We start from the raw sequence: 16,524 nt of genomic DNA on the forward strand, positions 1-16,524 counted from the left end.
TCGGTGCGTGAGTGAGCGCTTCGACTTCACCGGCGACGAGCTGGCACCGGCCTACCGCGCGGCCGTGGACGCCATCGAGGCCGGCGACCTGGTCGTCCTGCCGACCGACACCATGTACGGGATCGCCGCGGACGCCTTCAAGGCCGACGCGGTCCAGCGACTGCTGGACGCCAAGGGCCGCGGCCGCGACATGCCGCCGCCGGTGCTGATCTCGGTGGTCGAGTCGCTGGACGCGCTCGCCACCGACATCCCGGAGGCGGGACGCAAGCTCTGCCAGGAGTTCTGGCCCGGGCCGCTGACGGTGATCTGCCACGCGCAGACGTCGCTGATGTGGGACCTGGGGGAGACCCAGGGGACGGTCGCGCTCCGGGTGCCGGACCACGAGAACACCCGCGAGCTGCTGTCCCGCACCGGGCCGCTCGCGGTCAGCTCGGCCAACCTGAGTGGACGACCGGCCGCGCTGGACGTGTACGACGCCGAGGAGCAGCTGAAGGACGCGGTCGCGGTCTACCTCGACGGCGGTCCGGCGACCGGCGGACAGCCGTCCACCATCGTCGACCTGACCGGCGACACCCCGCACGTCGTCCGCCTCGGCGCCCTCTCCCTCGCCGAGCTCCGCGCCGTAGTCCCCGAAGTCACCTCCGACCTCGAAAACGACCAGCCCGCCGAGGACGAGCAACCGGCCGAGAACCAGAAGCCGGTCGAGGAGAAGTCAGCCGGCGACGAGCCGGCTGCCGAGAAGGCGACTGAGGACAAGAAGCCGGTCGAGGCGGACCAGGACGGCAAGCCGGTTGCCGAGAAGGCGGCCGATGGCGAGGAGCCGGCGGGGCAGAAGGCCGCGGGCGACGAGCCGGCTGCTGAGAAGGCGACCGACGCAACGCCGGTTGCGGATGAGAAGGCGGCCGACGTAACGCCGGTTGCGGGTGAGAAGACGGTTGGTGGGGAGCCAACCGGTGGGGCGGTTGGGGCGTCCAAGTCCGAGGAGACTGACAAGGCGACCGAACCCGATGTGAGGCCTGCGGACTAGTGCGCGAGTACCTGCTGGTCCTGTTCGTGGCCATGGCCACGACCTTCCTGCTGACCGGCGTGGCACGGCAGGTCGCCCTGAGGTACGGCGCCGTGGCCAAGGTCCGGGCCCGGGACGTGCACAAGGTCCCGATCCCGTACTTCGGCGGCGTCTCCATCCTCGGCGGCCTGATCGCCGCCTTCGCCGTCGCCTCCAGCCTGCCCTTCCTCGGCGACAGCCTGCAGGTCGCCCACGACGCCCGGGCGATCCTGATCGGCGGCGTGGTGATCTGTGCCGTCGGCGTGGTCGACGACCTGTACGAGCTGGACGCGATCACCAAGCTCGCCGGTGAAGTCCTCGCCGTCGGCGTGATGGTTGTCCAGGGCATCCAGTTGTACTGGCTGCCGCTGCCCGGCGGTGTGGTCTCGCCGCCGCCCGCGCAACTCGCCGTACTCACCGCCGGGATCCTGCTGGTGTCCTGCAACGCGGTGAACTTCGTCGACGGACTGGACGGCCTGGCCGCCGGGGTGACCGCGATCGGCGCGACCGCGTTCTTCACCTACTCGTACCTGCTGAACGTCGAGCAGAACCTCGACCGCGCGACCACCTCGACGCTGATCACCGTCGCGTTGGCCGGTGCGTGCCTCGGTTTCCTGCCGCACAACTTCTTCCCCGCCAGGGTTTTCATGGGCGACTCCGGTGCCCTGCTGATCGGTCTGATGCTGGCCGCGTCGACGATCAGCCTGACCGGCCAGATGGACCCGAACGCGGTGCCGTACGAGGTCGGCGGGTCCAGCCTGCTGCCGGCGCTGCTCCCGCTGATCCTGCCGATCGCCGTCCTCGCGATCCCGGCGCTGGACCTGACGCTGGCCTACATCCGCCGGACCAAGGCAGGCCGCTCGCCGTTCGCCGCGGACAAACTGCACCTGCACCACCGCCTGATGCAGCGCGGCCACTCGCACCGCCGGGCCGTCCTGCTGATGTACCTGTGGACCGCGTTGATCGCGTACGGCGTGGTGGTCCTCGGACTCGTGTTGTTCTGGTGGACCGCCCTGATCGTGCTGGCCGTCACGGTCACCGCGATCCTGCTCACGACCGGTCTCCCCCGCCGCCACCGGAAACCGCTCGCCAAGGTCTGACGGCGCTCAGGCGGGGACCAGACCACTCGTGCGCGTGGCCTACCGATAGGGTGTGCGTGTACAGCGGCAGGGACCTCGTTTTGCTGACCGTGCAGACTTTGTGCTAGTTTTCACAAGCACCAGCAAAGAACAGTGTCACCCCTGACCCCGCCCACCCGACGACCGAGCCGCGAGACCCGGTCGCCAGCAGGACGGAACCACCAGATGGCTTCCTCGGCCCAGAGCCCGAAAGTCGCCGGCCAGGCAACCAGGCACCCGGCGCTGGCAATGCTGCGTGGCGCACTCGTCGCCGCGCTCGTCGTCGGTGTGAACGCGGCCGCGGTGTCCACGGTCGCCGCCGGCCTCGCCGGGCTGTGGGGTGCATTGCTGGGTCTGCTGATGGTGGTCGTCTTCTCCGGTGCGGGCCTGTTCGCCCTGCACCTGTCCCGCCGGGCCACGCCGACGACGCAACTCGCGGTCGCGATGGCGTCGTACACCGGCCGGATCGCGATCTTCGGTGGCCTGCTCGCCCTCGCGCTGAGCTCGGAAGGCCTTGCCCGGCACGTGAATCTCACCGTGCTCGGGGTCTGCGCGATGGTCGTCGTGATGGGCTGGATGGCCGGCGAGATCTGGGCCTGGTCGCGGCTGCGCGTCCCGATCTACGACCTGGACGGGGAGGTGACCGCATGAGCACCCTGGGTGACGACGTGAACCAGCCGAGCGAGTTCACCGTCCGGCGCTTCCCTGCTGTGGTGGAGGTTACGGGTGCCGATGTGACCGGATCTGTTGCCTCCTGGTACCTTTCGGATGCCAATGAGCGAGCATCAGGATCCGAAGCCATCACCCGGGAACGCGGGCGACGGCTGGCGGGTCCTGTCCTACTTGATCGGCGGTGTCGTGGTGTACGGCGGCATCGGCTTCGGGTTGGATCGCCTGCTCGGCACCCAGTTCCTGCTTCCGGTGGGCATCGTCCTCGGTGCCGGGCTCACCGTTCTGCTGTTGCACTTCCGGTACGGGTCGCGGTCCTGATCCCCACCGGGTCTGACGTTGTTGACCGCCATGCCCTGAGCCGCCCTGCCCTTGCCCACAAGGCGTCCGACTTGAGCACGACGCGAGAGGAGACCCGGTGATTGCCGGCGTTTCGACCGAGTTCACCCCGCCCGGTCCACAGAGTTTCGACACCCCGCCGATCATCGACGGCGTCGACTGGTTCACCAAGCCGGTCCTGGTCGCGGCGCTGTCCGTCGTAGTGATCGTCTGGTTCTTCTGGGGTGCTTCCCGCAAGGCCGAGATCGTGCCGAGCAAGCTGCAGTTCGCCGGTGAGCTGGGCTACAACTTCGTCCGGAACTCGATCGCCCGCGACGCCATCGGCAGCCACGAGCACATGAAGTACGTGCCGTACCTGTGCGGCCTGTTCTTCTTCATCCTGCTGAACAACGTCGCCGCCACGGTGCCGCTGATCCAGTTCCCGACCTTCAGCCACATCGGCTGGGCCTACGTCGCCGCGGTGATGAGCTGGGTGATCTACAACGCGGTCGGGATCAAGAAGCACGGCCCCTGGGGCTACTTCAAGCACCAGACGATGCCGGCCGGCGTCCCGGCCTGGCTGATGCCGCTGATGATCCCGATCGAGTTCATCTCGAACATCCTGGTCCGGCCGGTCTCGCTGAGCCTGCGGTTGTTCGCGAACATGTTCGCCGGTCACATCCTGCTGCTGGTGTTCGTCCTCGGCGGCGAGTACATGCTGCTGCACACCGGCAACATCGGCCTGGCCGGCGTCGGCATCCTGACCCTGCTGATGGGCATCGCGATCGCCGGGCTGGAGCTGTTCGTCCAGTGCATCCAGGCCTACATCTTCGTCGTCCTGACCGCGCAGTACATCGGCAGCGCCATCGCCGAGGACCACTGATCCGCACCACCCGCAGTACTCCCAGACCCGCAGTAACGGAAACCCGGATAGCCCCTATCCGTACCGAAAGGAACAACCTGCAATGAACGCTCTCGAGATTGCCGGCAACATCGCCGTTCTCGGATACGGCCTTGCCGCGATCGGCCCGGGCGTCGGCGTCGGCCTGATTTTCGCCGCCGTGATCAACGGCACCGCGCGGCAGCCGGAGGCACAGAGCAAGCTGCAGTCGATCGCGTGGATCGGCTTCGGCGTGACCGAGGTTCTGGCGATCATCGGTATCGCGCTCGCCTTCGTCTTCCGTTCCTGAGCTACTTCCTCCGACTGACAGGATTCAGACATGTTGACGATGGTGCTTCCGCTGACGGAGGCGGGTGAGGAAGTCAACCCGCTGCTGCCGCACACCGCCGAGATCATTTTCGGTTTCGTCTTCCTGATCCTGCTGGCCATCGCTTTCGCCAAGGTCGTCGTCCCGAAGTTCGAGAAGGCGTACGCCGATCGGACCGCGGCCATCGAAGGCGGGATGAACGAGGCCAAGCAGGCCCAGGCCGAGGCGAAGGCGGCACTGGAGAAGTACAACGCGCAGCTGGCGGAGGCCCGCCAGGAGGCTGCGAAGATCCGTGAGGACGCGCGTGAGCAGGGTGCGCAGATCATCGCGGAGATGCGTGAGCAGGCGAACGCCGAGGCGGAGCGCATCGTGTCGCACGCGCGGACCCAGATCGACGCCGAGCGGGCGCAGGCGGTCGCCGCGCTGCGCAGCGAGGTCGGCCACATGGCCACCACGCTGGCCGGCCGGATCGTCGGTGAGTCGCTCGAGGACGAGGCGCGGCAGCGTCGCACCGTCGAGCGGTTCCTGGCCGAGCTCGAGACGTCGGAGTCCGCACGTCAGGCCGTCGGAACGGACGGCTGATGCGCGGCGCGTCGCAGGAGTCACTCGCCCGGGCCGAGGAGGCCCTGGCGGGTGTCACCGTCTCCGAGGAGCTGGGCACCGAGCTGTTCTCGGTCGCCAAGGTGCTGGACAGCAACGGCGCGCTCCGGCGCGCGCTGACCGACCCGGCCCGCCCGCAGGCCGCTCGCACCGGGCTGGTCGAGCAGCTGTTCGGCGACAGGATCTCCGCCCAGGCGCGGGAGATCCTGACCGCCGCCGTGTCCGGTCGCTGGGTCAGCGGCCGCGATCTCGGCGACGCGCTCGAGCAGTTGAGTGTCGAGGCCGACGTGGCGTACGCCGACGGCCGGGGCAAGCTGGACGAGATCGAGGACGAGCTGTTCCGGCTGGACCGGGTCGTCGTGGCCGAGCGGGCGCTGAGCGACAAGCTGAGTGACCGGAGCATCCCGGTCGGCCTGCGCCAGCAGCTGATCCACGGTCTGCTGGAGGGCAAGGCGGACGCCGTCACCCTGCGGCTGGTCGAGCGCGCGGTGGACGGACGGGGCCGGAGCTTCGCCGCCTCGATGCGGGCGTACCAGGTCGCCGCGGCGGCCCGGCGCAACGCCAGCATCGCCACTGTGCGGGTCGCCACCGACCTGTCCGAGGCGGATCGCACCCGGCTGGCCGAGGCGCTCGGCCGGCAGTACGGCCGGGACATCCAGCTGAACGTCATCGTCGACCCGAGCGTGGTCGGCGGTGTCCGGGTCGACATCGGCGACGAAGTGATCGACGGAACCATCGCGGCCAGGCTCGACGAGGCGCAACGGCGCATCGCGGGCTGACGGCCCTCAACGACAGACAGCGGTTCCCGGGCCCGGCAAAGCCTGTGGGGCCAACAACAGGCCAGCAAGGTCAAGGAAGCAGGAAACACAATGGCTGAGCTCACGATCAGGCCGGAGGAGATCCGGGACGCCCTGGATCGGTTCGTCACCGAGTACCAACCGGCCGAGACGAGCCGGGAAGAGGTCGGCACCGTCATCGACGCCGGTGACGGCATCGCGCACGTCGAGGGCCTGCCCTCGGCGATGACCAACGAGCTGCTCGAGTTCGAGGACGGCACCCGCGGTATCGCGCTGAACCTGGACGTCCGCGACATCGGTGTCGTGGTCCTCGGTGAGTTCGACGGGATCGAGGAGGGCCAGCAGGTCCGCCGCACCGGGCAGGTGCTGTCCGTGCCGGTCGGCGAGGGCTACCTCGGCCGTGTGGTCGACCCGATGGGCAGGCCGATCGACGGCCTGGGCGAGATCAAGGACATCGAGGGCACCCGTGCGCTCGAGCTCCAGGCGGCCGGTGTGATGGACCGCCAGGAGGTCCGCGAGCCGCTGCAGACCGGGATCAAGGCGATCGACGGCATGATCCCGATCGGCCGCGGCCAGCGGGAGCTGATCATCGGCGACCGCAAGACCGGCAAGACGGCGATCGCGGTCGACACGATCATCAACCAGAAGGCGAACTGGGAGTCCGGCGACCCGAAGAAGCAGGTCCGCTGCATCTACGTCGCGATCGGCCAGAAGGGCTCCACGATCGCCGCGGTCCGCGGCGCGCTCGAAGAGGCCGGCGCGATGGAGTACACCACCATCGTGGCCTCCCCGGCGTCCGACCCGGCCGGCTTCAAGTACGTCGCGCCGTACACCGGCTCGGCCATCGGCCAGCACTGGATGTACCAGGGCAAGCACGTGCTGATCGTCTTCGACGACCTGACCAAGCAGGCCGAGGCATACCGCGCGATGTCGCTGCTGCTGCGCCGCCCGCCGGGCCGCGAGGCGTACCCGGGTGACGTCTTCTACCTGCACAGCCGCCTGCTGGAGCGCTGCGCGAAGCTGTCCGACGAGCTCGGCGGCGGCTCGATGACCGGTCTGCCGATCATCGAGACCAAGGCCAACGACGTGTCGGCGTTCATCCCGACCAACGTCATCTCGATCACCGACGGCCAGATCTTCCTGCAGTCCGACCTGTTCAACGCGAACATCCGCCCGGCCATCGACGTCGGTATCTCGGTGTCCCGGGTCGGTGGTGCCGCGCAGGTCAAGGGCATGAAGAACGTGTCCGGTTCGCTGAAGCTGGACCTGGCCCAGTTCCGCGCGATGGAGGCGTTCGCGATGTTCGCCTCCGACCTGGACGCGACGTCGCGCCGCCAGCTCGACCGTGGCCAGCGCCTGGTCCAGCTGCTCCGCCAGCCGCAGTACTCGCCGTACCCGGTGGAGGAGCAGATCGTCTCCATCTGGGCCGGTACGAAGGGTCACTTCGACGAGGTGCCGGTGGACGACGTGCTCCGGTTCGAGCGTGACTTCCTCGACTACCTGCGGCGGGAGAGCAAGGTGCTCGACGGCATCCGCGAGTCCGGCCTGTTCGGCGACGACGAGGCGCAGGCCGTGACCGAGGCCCTGAAGGCGTTCAAGCCGACGTTCCAGACCTCGGAGGGCACGCTGCTCGGCACCGAGGCGGAGGCCGACGCGATGGACGAGGGCGATGTCGAGCACGAGCAGATCATCCGGCAGAAGCGGGGCTGATCGACCGTGCCAGCCAGTCTGCGGGAGCTTCGTGAGCGCCGGGCCTCGGTCTCGACGATCAAGAAGCTGACTCGCGCGATGGAGCTCATCGCGGCGTCCCGGATCGTCAAGGCGCAGCAGCGCGCCCAGGCGGCCGGTCCGTACGCGCGTGAGCTCACCCGTGCCGTGTCGGCGGTGGCGACGTTCTCGAACGTCGACCACCCGCTGACCACCGAGAAGCCGAACCCCAAGCGGGCCGCGGTGCTGCTGATCACCTCCGACCGCGGTCAGGCGGGGGCGTACTCGGCGAACGTGATCCGCGAGGGCGAGCGGCTGCACCAGCTGCTGCGCGAGGAGGGCAAGGAGATCGTGCCCTTCCTCAGCGGCCGCAAGGCCATCGCCTACTACACCTTCCGGCAGCGGGAGGTCGAGCAGTCGTGGAGCGGTGACTCCGACAACCCGAGCTTCGCCCGGGCCCGGGAGATCGCCGACGCGCTGATCGAGGCCTTCCTGACCCCGACCGAGGAGGGCGGCGTGGACGAGATCCACATCGTCTTCACCCGGTTCGTGTCGATGCTGACCCAGCGCCCGGACGTGATCCGGCTGCTGCCGCTCGAGGTCGTCGAGGGCGAGGAGCCGCCGGCGCCGGACGAGGTGCTGCCGCTGTACGAGTTCGAGCCGTCCGCCGAGGACGTGCTGGACGCGCTGCTGCCGAAGTACGTCGCGAGCCGGATCCACTACTGCATGCTGCAGGCGGCGGCGTCGGAGCTGGCGAACCGCCAGCGGGCGATGAAGTCCGCGACGGACAACGCGCAGGAGCTCATCGAGAAGCTGACGCGTGACTTCAACCAGGCGCGTCAGGCGCAAATTACCCAGGAAATCAGCGAGATCGTCGGCGGCGCCAGCGCGCTGGCCGATGCGACCGCCGGGAGCGAGTGAGAGAGATGACTGCCACGGTTACCGAGAAGAACGGCAATGGCGCAGCGGCGGGTTCCGTTGGGCGCGTCGCCCGGGTGATCGGCCCGGTCGTCGACGTCGAGTTCCCTGTGGACGCGATGCCGGAGATCTACAACGCGCTCGAGGTCGACATCGACCTCGGCGACACCAGCCAGACGATCACCCTCGAGGTCGCCCTGCACGTCGGCGACAACATCGTCCGGGCGATCTCGATGAAGCCGACCGACGGCCTGGTCCGCGGCGCCGAGGTGCGCGACACCGGTTCGTCGATCTCCGTCCCGGTCGGTGACGTCACCAAGGGCCGGGTCTGGAACGTCACCGGCAAGTGCCTGAACCAGGACGAGTCGGAGTTCGAGGTCACCGAGCGCTGGCCGATCCACCGCAAGGCGCCGGCCTTCGACCAGCTCGAGTCGAAGACCGAGATGCTGGAGACCGGCATCAAGGTGCTCGACCTGCTCACGCCGTACGTGCAGGGCGGCAAGATCGGCCTGTTCGGTGGTGCGGGTGTCGGCAAGACCGTGCTGATCCAGGAGATGATCTACCGGATCGCCCACAACTTCGGTGGTACGTCGGTGTTCGCCGGCGTGGGCGAGCGGACCCGTGAGGGCAACGACCTCATCAACGAGATGGAAGAGGCCGGCGTCTTCAAGGACACCGCGCTGGTGTTCGGCCAGATGGACGAGCCGCCGGGCACCCGGCTGCGGGTCGCGCTGTCGGCGCTGACGATGGCGGAGTACTTCCGCGACGTCAAGCAGCAGGACGTGCTGCTGTTCATCGACAACATCTTCCGGTTCACCCAGGCCGGTTCCGAGGTGTCCACGCTGCTCGGCCGGATGCCGAGCGCGGTGGGTTACCAGCCGAACCTGGCCGACGAGATGGGCGTGCTGCAGGAGCGGATCACCTCGACCCGGGGTCACTCGATCACCTCGATGCAGGCGATCTACGTGCCCGCGGACGACTACACCGACCCGGCGCCGGCCACCACGTTCGCCCACCTGGACGCGACCACCGAGCTGTCGCGTGACATCGCGGCCCGTGGTCTGTACCCGGCCGTGGACCCGCTGGCCTCGAGCTCGCGGATCCTGGACCCGCAGTACATCGGCCAGGAGCACTACGACGTGGCCGTCCGGGTCAAGCAGATCCTGCAGAAGAACAAGGAACTGCAGGACATCATCGCTATCCTCGGTGTGGACGAGCTGTCCGAAGAGGACAAGATCACCGTCGCCCGCGCGCGCCGGATCGAGCAGTTCCTCTCCCAGAACACCTACATGGCGGAGAAGTTCACCAACATCCCGGGCTCGACCGTGCCGCTGAAGGACACCATCGAGTCCTTCAAGAAGATCGTCGACGGCGAATGCGACCACATCGCCGAGCAGGCGTTCTTCAACGTCGGTTCGCTCGAGGACGTCGAGCGCAAGTGGGCCGAGCTGCAGAAGGAAAACTGAGATGGCCGAGGATTCTGCCAAGCACCTGGAGGTCGCGCTGGTCGCGGCCGAGCGGACGGTGTGGCAGGGCCAGGCCAAGATCGTCATCGCCCGGACCACGGACGGTGACGTCGGTATCCTGCCCGGCCACGCGCCGCTGCTGGGTCTGCTGCAGGGTGGCACCGTCCAGGTGCGGACCGTCGACGACGAGTACTTCGTCGCGGCCGCGCCGGACGGCTTCATCTCGGTGGCGAACGACCGGGTCTCGATCCTGGCCGAGAACGCCGAGATGGGTCACGACATCGACCTGGAGGAGGCCCGCCGCGACCTCGAGCGGGCCCAGGCCACCGGTAGCGACACCGAGGCCGCCCAGGAAGACGTCCGGCTCGCCGAAGCACGGGTGAGGGCCGCCGAGAAGGCGACCTGACCGGGGCGGTGGGGTGGGGCCGCAGTGGCACAGTTCCCACCTGCCATAATTGAACATCGTCACTGACAGTACGGTTCTCCGGCAGTGCCCGGGGCGGTACCGGACCACGGGCACTGGGAATGGGGTCGGCAAGGTATGAGGACAGTCCTCGATGTCGTCGGGGTCTGTCTGCTTGCCGCCGTACTGCTGATCATCGCCTTCGCGTGCCGCCGTCGCTGGTTGTCCAGGGACGGCGGCACGTTCGATTGCAGCCTGCAGTTGGCGGAGAAGGACCATGGTCGCGGCTGGGCCCTCGGCCTGGCCCGCTACGTCGGTGACGACCTGCAGTGGTTCCGCGTCTTCAGCCTGGCCTGGTGGCCCAAGCTGGTGGTCAACCGCCGCCAGCTGGAAGGCATCACCACCCGCCGCCCGATGGGCAACGAACCCCTCGTCACCTATGCCGGCCACGTCATCGTCGACGCGAAACTGCACGACCGGACCGTCCACTTCGCCATGACCGAAGAGGCTCTCACCGGCGTCCTCGCCTGGATGGAGTCCGCCCCACCCAGCAGCCAGACCTACCACTGACGGCAGGTCCGGCCGCTGCCAGGTGAACGTCAGCGCACCGCGCCGTAGATGTTCTGGTCGAGGCCTCCCGCATTGGGGCAGGTGTCGGGCCCGAAGGTGCCGTCCGGGTTGGCGGCCCGGCACTGGAGGACGTCGAAGCCGTCGACACCGTCCACTGGGTAGCGTGGGTCGGTGCCGGGGACGACGTCGCGGTGGTCGGTCCAGGTCATGAACGCGGTCGTGCCCGACGCGGCGATGTAGTTGTAGTCGCCGAAGAACGGGACGTCTCGGTCACCGAACTGTTCGTACTGCGGCATCGTGCGGACGGTGCTCACCTCGCTGCGCGTCCACGTCGCGCCGCCGTTGACCGAGACGGCGTAGAAAGCCGCGAGACCTGCGCCGGCGGACACCGAGCCTGGCGGATTCGTTGCCACCGCACGGTTCCCGACCGGCACACTGCGGAAGTCACGCCCGCCCGGGCCTGAGGCGGCATCGAACCGGCTGTCCTGCCAGACGGCGTGCAACCGCCCGGACTCGGCCACGATGTCGGGGAAGTACTGATGGCCGCGCACCTGCGGATCGATCCGTGCCGGCGTCGTCCAGGAAGCACCGCCCGTCGTCGTCCGCACCAGGTAGATCGACGCCTGACTGCCGACGCCCTCGCTGATCGTGCCGTACGTCGTGCCGGTCGACGTCTGCGAGCCGGGCACGCTTGCGTCGTACACCACGAACACCGCATTCGGATTACCGGACGCGGTCGGGTCGGCCGTGATGCGGACCTGCGAGTTCGCCCGGTGGAAGACGTAGCCGGACCGGCAGGCGAGCGGGCCGTCACCGCAATCGCGCGCGAACGCCCGTGGTTCCGGGCTCGCGCACGCGCCCGGCGTCCCGTCGCCGCGCAGGCAGGCTTCGTACTTCGCCCGGCCGTAAGCGGGAGCCGAGACCGTCTGGTCGCCCGGGTCCCAACCGATGAAGCCGGTCGCCACGGCCGGCTTGGTGAACGACTTCCCGCCGTTGGTCGACTTCACCCACGCGACCGCGTTGCCCTGCATCTGCCCACGGTCCGCACGGAACTCGAACTGTCGCCAGGCGACGTAGACGTCACCGTTCCGGGTGACCGCGATGTCGCAGAACTGGCTGCCGTGCACCGACTCGGAGACCTTCTGGCTGCGGAAGGTCCGCCCGCCGTCGCTCGATCGCGCCAGGAACACCCCGTTGTTCGGGCCGCTCGCGGTGAATCGGGCCCAGCACACGTAGACGTTGCCGTCGTACGGGCTGTCGGCGCCGCGGTCAACCTCGAGTTGGATCTTGTCGTGGAACAGACCGAGGAAGATCGGGCTGGGCGTACCACGTTCGACCAGCGTGGTGAACTCGTACGACGGAGCCGGACCACTCGGCCACGCGTACCGGGCGACCCAGATCGAGCCGAGCGCCGGCCGAGCCCGGTTGAAGCCGATGCCCGCGTAGTAGAGGTGTCCGTGGTTGTCCCAGGCCTGCACGGGGTCGCCGGCGTTGGCGACACCGATCCGCTGCAGCGGCGAGGCCGTACCGGCTGGTGAGGTGTCACCCGGGTAGCCCGGCAGCAGGCTGTTGGTCCACGACGTACCGCCGTTTCCCGAGTAGTAGAAGCCGGCCCAGGTCCCACCGGTCGTCGGGACGGTGCAGTAGTCGTTGGATCCGGACGACATCAGCAGCGGATTGTGCGGCGCCACGCTCGCGGCAGGCTCGTTCTGCTGCCTGTTGTTGGTCGAGCACGCGGCCAGCGCCGCATCCGTGCCGCCGTCGTACCTGATGTACGCGCGGTCACTCACCTTGACGTCTCCTGGTGCCGCACCGGCCGGTACCGACCCGAGCGACGCCACCACACCGGCGCACAACACACCGGCCACCACGAAGCGCTTCACGCCCTCACCCCCTGTGAGAATCCCCTTCCCACAGGAGACGACCGCCCCGGAACCCTGTCAACGGCCCAGACCGAACCGGAAACGGTGTGGTCGCGCGCCTGGCCTGGCGCGTCAGGGACAATGGGTGGTGATGACGCTGACTGAGGTAGTGCCGGGGACGACTGAGCCTGATGACCTGTACGACGCGTTCGCGCGGTGGGTGGGGGAGCAGGGGATCTCGCTGTACCCGGCGCAGGAGGAGGCGCTGATCGAGGTGATGACGGGATCGAACGTGATCCTGTCCACGCCGACCGGGTCGGGGAAGAGCCTGGTCGCCACCGGGTCGCACTTCTCGGCGCTGGCGAACGGCAGACGCACCTTCTACACCGCGCCGATCAAGGCGCTGGTGTCGGAGAAGTTCTTCGCGTTGTGCGACGTCTTCGGGGCCGACAAGGTCGGCATGCTGACCGGCGACGCGTCGGTGAACGCCGGCGCACCGATCATCTGCTGCACCGCCGAGGTGCTCGCCAACGTCGCGCTGCGCGAGGGCGCGGCCGCGGACGTCGGTCAGGTGGTGATGGACGAATTCCACTTCTACTCCGAGCCCGACCGCGGCTGGGCGTGGCAGGTGCCGCTGCTGGAACTGCCGAACGCCCAGTTCGTCCTGATGTCGGCGACCCTCGGCGACGTCGAACGGTTCAAGATCGACCTGTCCCGGCGGACCGGCCGCCCGACCGCGATCGTGTCCAGCGCCGAGCGCCCGGTGCCACTGATCTACAAGTACGTCACCACTGCGCTGCACGAGACTCTCGAGGAGCTGCTCACCACCCATCAGGCGCCGGTGTACGTCGTTCACTTCACGCAGGCCGCCGCCCTCGAGCGCGCCCAGGCGCTGATGAGCATCAATGTCTCCTCGAAGGAGGAGAAGGACAAGATCAACGAGCTGATCGGCAACTTCCGGTTCAGCAAGGGCTTCGGCCGGACCCTCCAGCGGCTGGTCAAGCACGGTATCGGCGTCCACCACGCCGGCATGCTGCCGAAGTACCGCCGCCTGGTCGAGCAGCTCGCGCAGGCCGGTCTGCTCAAGGTCATCTGCGGCACCGACACCCTCGGCGTCGGCATCAACGTCCCGATCAGGACCGTCGTACTGACGGCGCTGAGCAAGTACGACGGACGCCGGCAGCGGATCCTGAAGGCCCGGGAGTTCCACCAGATCGCGGGCCGGGCCGGACGGGCCGGGTACGACACGTCCGGGACGGTCGTGGTCCAGGCGCCGGACCACGTGGTGGAGAACGTGAAGGCGCTGGCGAAGGCCGGTGACGACCCGAAGAAGCAGCGCAAGGTGCAACGGAAGAAGCCGCCGGAGGGTTTCGTCACCTGGGGCGAGGACACCTTCGACCGGCTGGTCGCGGCCGAGCCCGAGGCGTTGCAGTCGCGGATGCGGGTCAGCCACGCGATGCTGCTCAACGTGATCGCCCGCGACGGTGACGCGTTCGAGAGCATGCGGCGGCTGCTGCGCGACAACCACGAGGACTCCAAGGCCCAGGTCCGGCTGATCCGCCGCGCGATCCAGATCTACCGGACGCTGCTGACCGCGGGTGTGGTCGAGCGACTGGACGAGCCCGACGAGTACGGGCGGACGCTGCGGCTGACCGTCGACCTGCAGAAGGACTTCAGCCTCAACCAGCCGTTGTCGACGTTCGCGCTGGCCGCCCTGGACCTGCTCGACCCGGAGAGCCCGGAGTACGCGCTGGACGTGGTCTCGATCATCGAGGCGACACTCGAGGACCCGCGGGCGGTGCTGTGGGCGCAGGAGCACCACGCCCGGGGTCAGGCCGTGAACGCGATGAAGGCGGAGGGTATCGAGTACGACGAGCGGATGGAACTGCTCGAGGACGTCACCTGGCCCAAGCCGCTCAACGAGTTGCTCGAGGCAACGTTCGAGATGTACCGGCAGACGCACCCGTGGATCGCCGAAGCCGGGTTGTCGCCGAAGTCGGTGGTCCGGGACATGTTCGAGCGGGCGATGACGTTCGGCGAGTTCATCGGGTTCTACGGGCTGGCGCGGTCGGAGGGAATCGTGCTGCGGTATCTCAGCGACGCCTACAAGGCGCTCCGGCAGACCGTTCCGCCCGACAAGGTCAACGACGACCTGACCGACATCGTCGAATGGCTCGGCGAGGTGGTCCGGCAGACGGACTCCAGCCTGCTCGACGAATGGGAGGAGCTGACCAACCCGTCGGTCGAGGAGGTCGCCGAGCCGACGCCGGCCGGGCCGCGCCGGATCACCTTGAACAGCAGGGCGTTCCGGGTCCTCGTCCGCAACGCGATGTTCCGCCGCGTCGAGCTGATCTCCCTGCACCGCTGGGCCGAGCTCGGCCAACTCGACGCCGACTCCGGCTGGGACGCCGCCCGGTGGGCCGAGGCCGGTACGGCGTACTACGCCGAACACTCCACCCTGAACACCGGCCCGGCGGCCCGCGGCCCGGCGCTGTTCATCGTCGAGGAGCACCCCGGCTACTGGGAGGTCCAGCAGATCATCGACGACCCCGAAGGCAACCACGACTGGCGGATCAGCGCCACCGTCGACCTGGCCGCCTCCGACGAAGCCGGCGATCTCGTCCTGGAGATGGTGTCGTTCAAGCCCCTGTAGAAGCCGCGGCAGGCCAGTCGACGTCGACCTCGGTCGGGGCCTCGTACTCGACCCCCGGTACGTCGAAGCCGTAGAGCCGTCGTACCTCGGCGAAGAACCACGCGGTGTCGGCGACGTCCGCGAGGTTCTCCTGGGTCGCCGCCTCCCATCGAGCGCGTACGGCGGCTTGGACGTCGTCGGCCAGTTCCCAGCGGTCGAGGCGGATCCGGCCTTCGTCGTCCAGGTCCAGTGGTGCCGAGCCGGTGAGCTGGTCCCACAACGCGATCGACTGCTGGATCGGGGTCTGCAGGCCGTCGCCGAGGACCTTGTGCAGCAGGCTGACGTACAGACCGATGCCGGGGATCGCGGAGGACGCCTGGGTGACGGCGGCGCCGTTCACCGACGTCATCGCCTGCACACCGCCGTCCTTGCCGAGTGTCAGCGCGGTCTGTTCGAGGTCGGCCTTGGCGGCGCCGATCGAGCCCTGCCGATAGATCGGGCCGGTCAGGTCGGAGCCGATGTAGGTGAGCGCGACCGTGCTGAAGCCGGGCTTCAGCAGCCCGCGCTCGTCGAGTGCGGAGACCCAGCGCGCCCAGTCCTCGCCGCCCATCACCTTCACCGTCTGGGCGATCTCGTCGTCGGTCGCCACGTCGATCCCGACCTCCTGCAGGACGGGTGCGCGGTCCTCGAAGGCGAGACTCTTGGTGGTGTGCGGGGAGCCGATCGTCTTGAGCGCCGACTGGTAGGTCTCGCCGTTCCGGGGGTCCACCCGCCGGGGTGCGGCGACGCTGTAGATCAGGTGGTCGATCCCGCCGAACCGCTCGGCGATCAGGTCGAGCACCTCGGTCTTCGTCGTGTCCGCGAAGGCGTCCGCGTTGACGAACCGGAAGTCCCGGCCGAGCTCGGCAGCCAGTGCGGCTGTCTCGGCCGTGCGGTACCAGCCGGCGGTCGCGGTCCGGCGGGCGGTCGGTGCCTTCTCAAAGGAAACACCCACCCCGTCGATGCCGTAGCGCACGAGGCCCGCGATCGTCGCGGCCAGGCCGTAGCCGGAGCTCGATCCGATCACGAGCGCCGTACGGCGTTCCGGCGTACGGCGCTCGACCTGTCCGGCCAGGTCGCGGACCAGGCGGGCACATCCTGCCGGATGCGAGTCCAGGAACAGGAATCCACGGCCGAGAGGCTTGATCACGCGCGCAGTCATGCGCACGACC

General features: G+C 68.5%; 16 protein-coding genes. 14 read left to right on the top strand and 2 right to left on the bottom strand.

Features of this window, described 5'->3' with window-relative positions:
• The first annotated feature begins 7 nt into the window (after positions 1-7).
• The 13 genes from ACYVOK_RS24210 to ACYVOK_RS24270 all read left to right on the top strand — a co-directional run bounded on the left by ACYVOK_RS24210 (position 8) and on the right by ACYVOK_RS24270 (position 10,819).
• Positions 8-1,027, top strand: coding sequence for an L-threonylcarbamoyladenylate synthase (locus ACYVOK_RS24210; RefSeq protein ID WP_460664812.1), 1,020 nt, complete (start codon positions 8-10; stop codon positions 1,025-1,027).
• Positions 1,027-2,145 (top strand): glycosyltransferase family 4 protein, encoded by a 1,119-nt coding sequence (locus tag ACYVOK_RS24215; protein WP_460664813.1) that lies wholly within the window; start codon positions 1,027-1,029, stop codon positions 2,143-2,145. The genes ACYVOK_RS24210 and ACYVOK_RS24215 overlap by 1 nt, the downstream gene beginning before the upstream one ends.
• A gap of 204 nt (positions 2,146-2,349) precedes the next feature.
• Positions 2,350-2,814 (top strand): hypothetical protein, encoded by a 465-nt coding sequence (locus ACYVOK_RS24220; RefSeq protein ID WP_460664814.1) that lies wholly within the window; start codon positions 2,350-2,352, stop codon positions 2,812-2,814.
• A gap of 123 nt (positions 2,815-2,937) precedes the next feature.
• On the top strand, positions 2,938-3,153 hold the full coding sequence (locus ACYVOK_RS24225) for an AtpZ/AtpI family protein (RefSeq protein WP_460664815.1): 216 nt from the start codon (positions 2,938-2,940) through the stop codon (positions 3,151-3,153).
• A 97-nt stretch (positions 3,154-3,250) separates the two neighbouring features.
• Positions 3,251-4,033, top strand: coding sequence for a F0F1 ATP synthase subunit A (gene atpB, locus ACYVOK_RS24230; protein ID WP_460664816.1), 783 nt, complete (start codon positions 3,251-3,253; stop codon positions 4,031-4,033).
• 82 nt (positions 4,034-4,115) lie between these two features.
• Complete coding sequence (atpE, locus tag ACYVOK_RS24235) at positions 4,116-4,340, top strand: ATP synthase F0 subunit C (protein WP_460664817.1); 225 nt, start codon at positions 4,116-4,118, stop codon at positions 4,338-4,340.
• A gap of 30 nt (positions 4,341-4,370) precedes the next feature.
• Positions 4,371-4,940 (top strand): F0F1 ATP synthase subunit B, encoded by a 570-nt coding sequence (locus tag ACYVOK_RS24240; RefSeq protein ID WP_460664818.1) that lies wholly within the window; start codon positions 4,371-4,373, stop codon positions 4,938-4,940.
• The gene (locus ACYVOK_RS24245; protein ID WP_460664819.1) at positions 4,940-5,737 is read left to right on the top strand and encodes a F0F1 ATP synthase subunit delta; all 798 of its coding nucleotides are present in this window, start codon (positions 4,940-4,942) and stop codon (positions 5,735-5,737) included. Before ACYVOK_RS24240 ends, ACYVOK_RS24245 begins: the two co-directional genes overlap by 1 nt.
• Before the next feature lie 90 nt (positions 5,738-5,827).
• Positions 5,828-7,465, top strand: coding sequence for a F0F1 ATP synthase subunit alpha (atpA, locus tag ACYVOK_RS24250; protein WP_460664820.1), 1,638 nt, complete (start codon positions 5,828-5,830; stop codon positions 7,463-7,465).
• Between the two features lie 6 nt (positions 7,466-7,471).
• On the top strand, positions 7,472-8,383 hold the full coding sequence (locus ACYVOK_RS24255) for a F0F1 ATP synthase subunit gamma (RefSeq protein WP_460664821.1): 912 nt from the start codon (positions 7,472-7,474) through the stop codon (positions 8,381-8,383).
• 5 nt (positions 8,384-8,388) lie between these two features.
• A complete protein-coding gene (gene atpD / locus ACYVOK_RS24260) occupies positions 8,389-9,846 on the top strand; it encodes a F0F1 ATP synthase subunit beta (protein WP_460664822.1) in 1,458 nt (485 codons plus the stop codon).
• Position 9,847: 1 nt separating this feature from the next.
• Positions 9,848-10,252: a F0F1 ATP synthase subunit epsilon gene (locus ACYVOK_RS24265; RefSeq protein ID WP_460664823.1), complete on the top strand. Its 405-nt coding sequence runs from the start codon at positions 9,848-9,850 to the stop codon at positions 10,250-10,252.
• A gap of 135 nt (positions 10,253-10,387) precedes the next feature.
• The gene (locus ACYVOK_RS24270) at positions 10,388-10,819 is read left to right on the top strand and encodes a DUF2550 domain-containing protein (protein WP_460664824.1); all 432 of its coding nucleotides are present in this window, start codon (positions 10,388-10,390) and stop codon (positions 10,817-10,819) included.
• 29 nt (positions 10,820-10,848) lie between these two features.
• Here the strand turns inward: ACYVOK_RS24270 and ACYVOK_RS24275 are convergent, their stop codons facing one another.
• A complete protein-coding gene (locus ACYVOK_RS24275; protein ID WP_460664825.1) occupies positions 10,849-12,702 on the bottom strand; it encodes a sialidase family protein in 1,854 nt (617 codons plus the stop codon).
• 130 nt (positions 12,703-12,832) lie between these two features.
• On the opposite strand from ACYVOK_RS24275, the gene ACYVOK_RS24280 reads away from it, so the two are divergent.
• The gene (locus ACYVOK_RS24280) at positions 12,833-15,334 is read left to right on the top strand and encodes a DEAD/DEAH box helicase (protein ID WP_460664826.1); all 2,502 of its coding nucleotides are present in this window, start codon (positions 12,833-12,835) and stop codon (positions 15,332-15,334) included.
• Here the strand turns inward: ACYVOK_RS24280 and fabV are convergent.
• Positions 15,321-16,514, bottom strand: coding sequence for an enoyl-[acyl-carrier-protein] reductase FabV (fabV, locus tag ACYVOK_RS24285; RefSeq protein ID WP_460664827.1), 1,194 nt, complete (start codon positions 16,512-16,514; stop codon positions 15,321-15,323). The two genes, ACYVOK_RS24280 and fabV, sit on opposite strands and share 14 nt — an antisense overlap.
• Positions 16,515-16,524 lie beyond the last annotated feature (10 nt).

Source organism: Kribbella swartbergensis (assembly GCF_054784135.1).

Coding starts and splice junctions, on each gene's coding strand:
- ACYVOK_RS24220 (WP_460664814.1), top strand. CDS start 2,350: ATGGCTTCCTCGGCCCAGAGCCCGAAAGTCGCCGGCCAGGCAACCAGG.
- ACYVOK_RS24225 (WP_460664815.1), top strand. CDS start 2,938: ATGAGCGAGCATCAGGATCCGAAGCCATCACCCGGGAACGCGGGCGAC.
- atpE (WP_460664817.1), top strand. CDS start 4,116: ATGAACGCTCTCGAGATTGCCGGCAACATCGCCGTTCTCGGATACGGC.
- ACYVOK_RS24240 (WP_460664818.1), top strand. CDS start 4,371: ATGTTGACGATGGTGCTTCCGCTGACGGAGGCGGGTGAGGAAGTCAAC.
- ACYVOK_RS24245 (WP_460664819.1), top strand. CDS start 4,940: ATGCGCGGCGCGTCGCAGGAGTCACTCGCCCGGGCCGAGGAGGCCCTG.
- atpA (WP_460664820.1), top strand. CDS start 5,828: ATGGCTGAGCTCACGATCAGGCCGGAGGAGATCCGGGACGCCCTGGAT.
- atpD (WP_460664822.1), top strand. CDS start 8,389: ATGACTGCCACGGTTACCGAGAAGAACGGCAATGGCGCAGCGGCGGGT.
- ACYVOK_RS24265 (WP_460664823.1), top strand. CDS start 9,848: ATGGCCGAGGATTCTGCCAAGCACCTGGAGGTCGCGCTGGTCGCGGCC.
- ACYVOK_RS24270 (WP_460664824.1), top strand. CDS start 10,388: ATGAGGACAGTCCTCGATGTCGTCGGGGTCTGTCTGCTTGCCGCCGTA.
- ACYVOK_RS24280 (WP_460664826.1), top strand. CDS start 12,833: ATGACGCTGACTGAGGTAGTGCCGGGGACGACTGAGCCTGATGACCTG.
- fabV (WP_460664827.1), bottom strand. CDS start 16,514: ATGACTGCGCGCGTGATCAAGCCTCTCGGCCGTGGATTCCTGTTCCTG.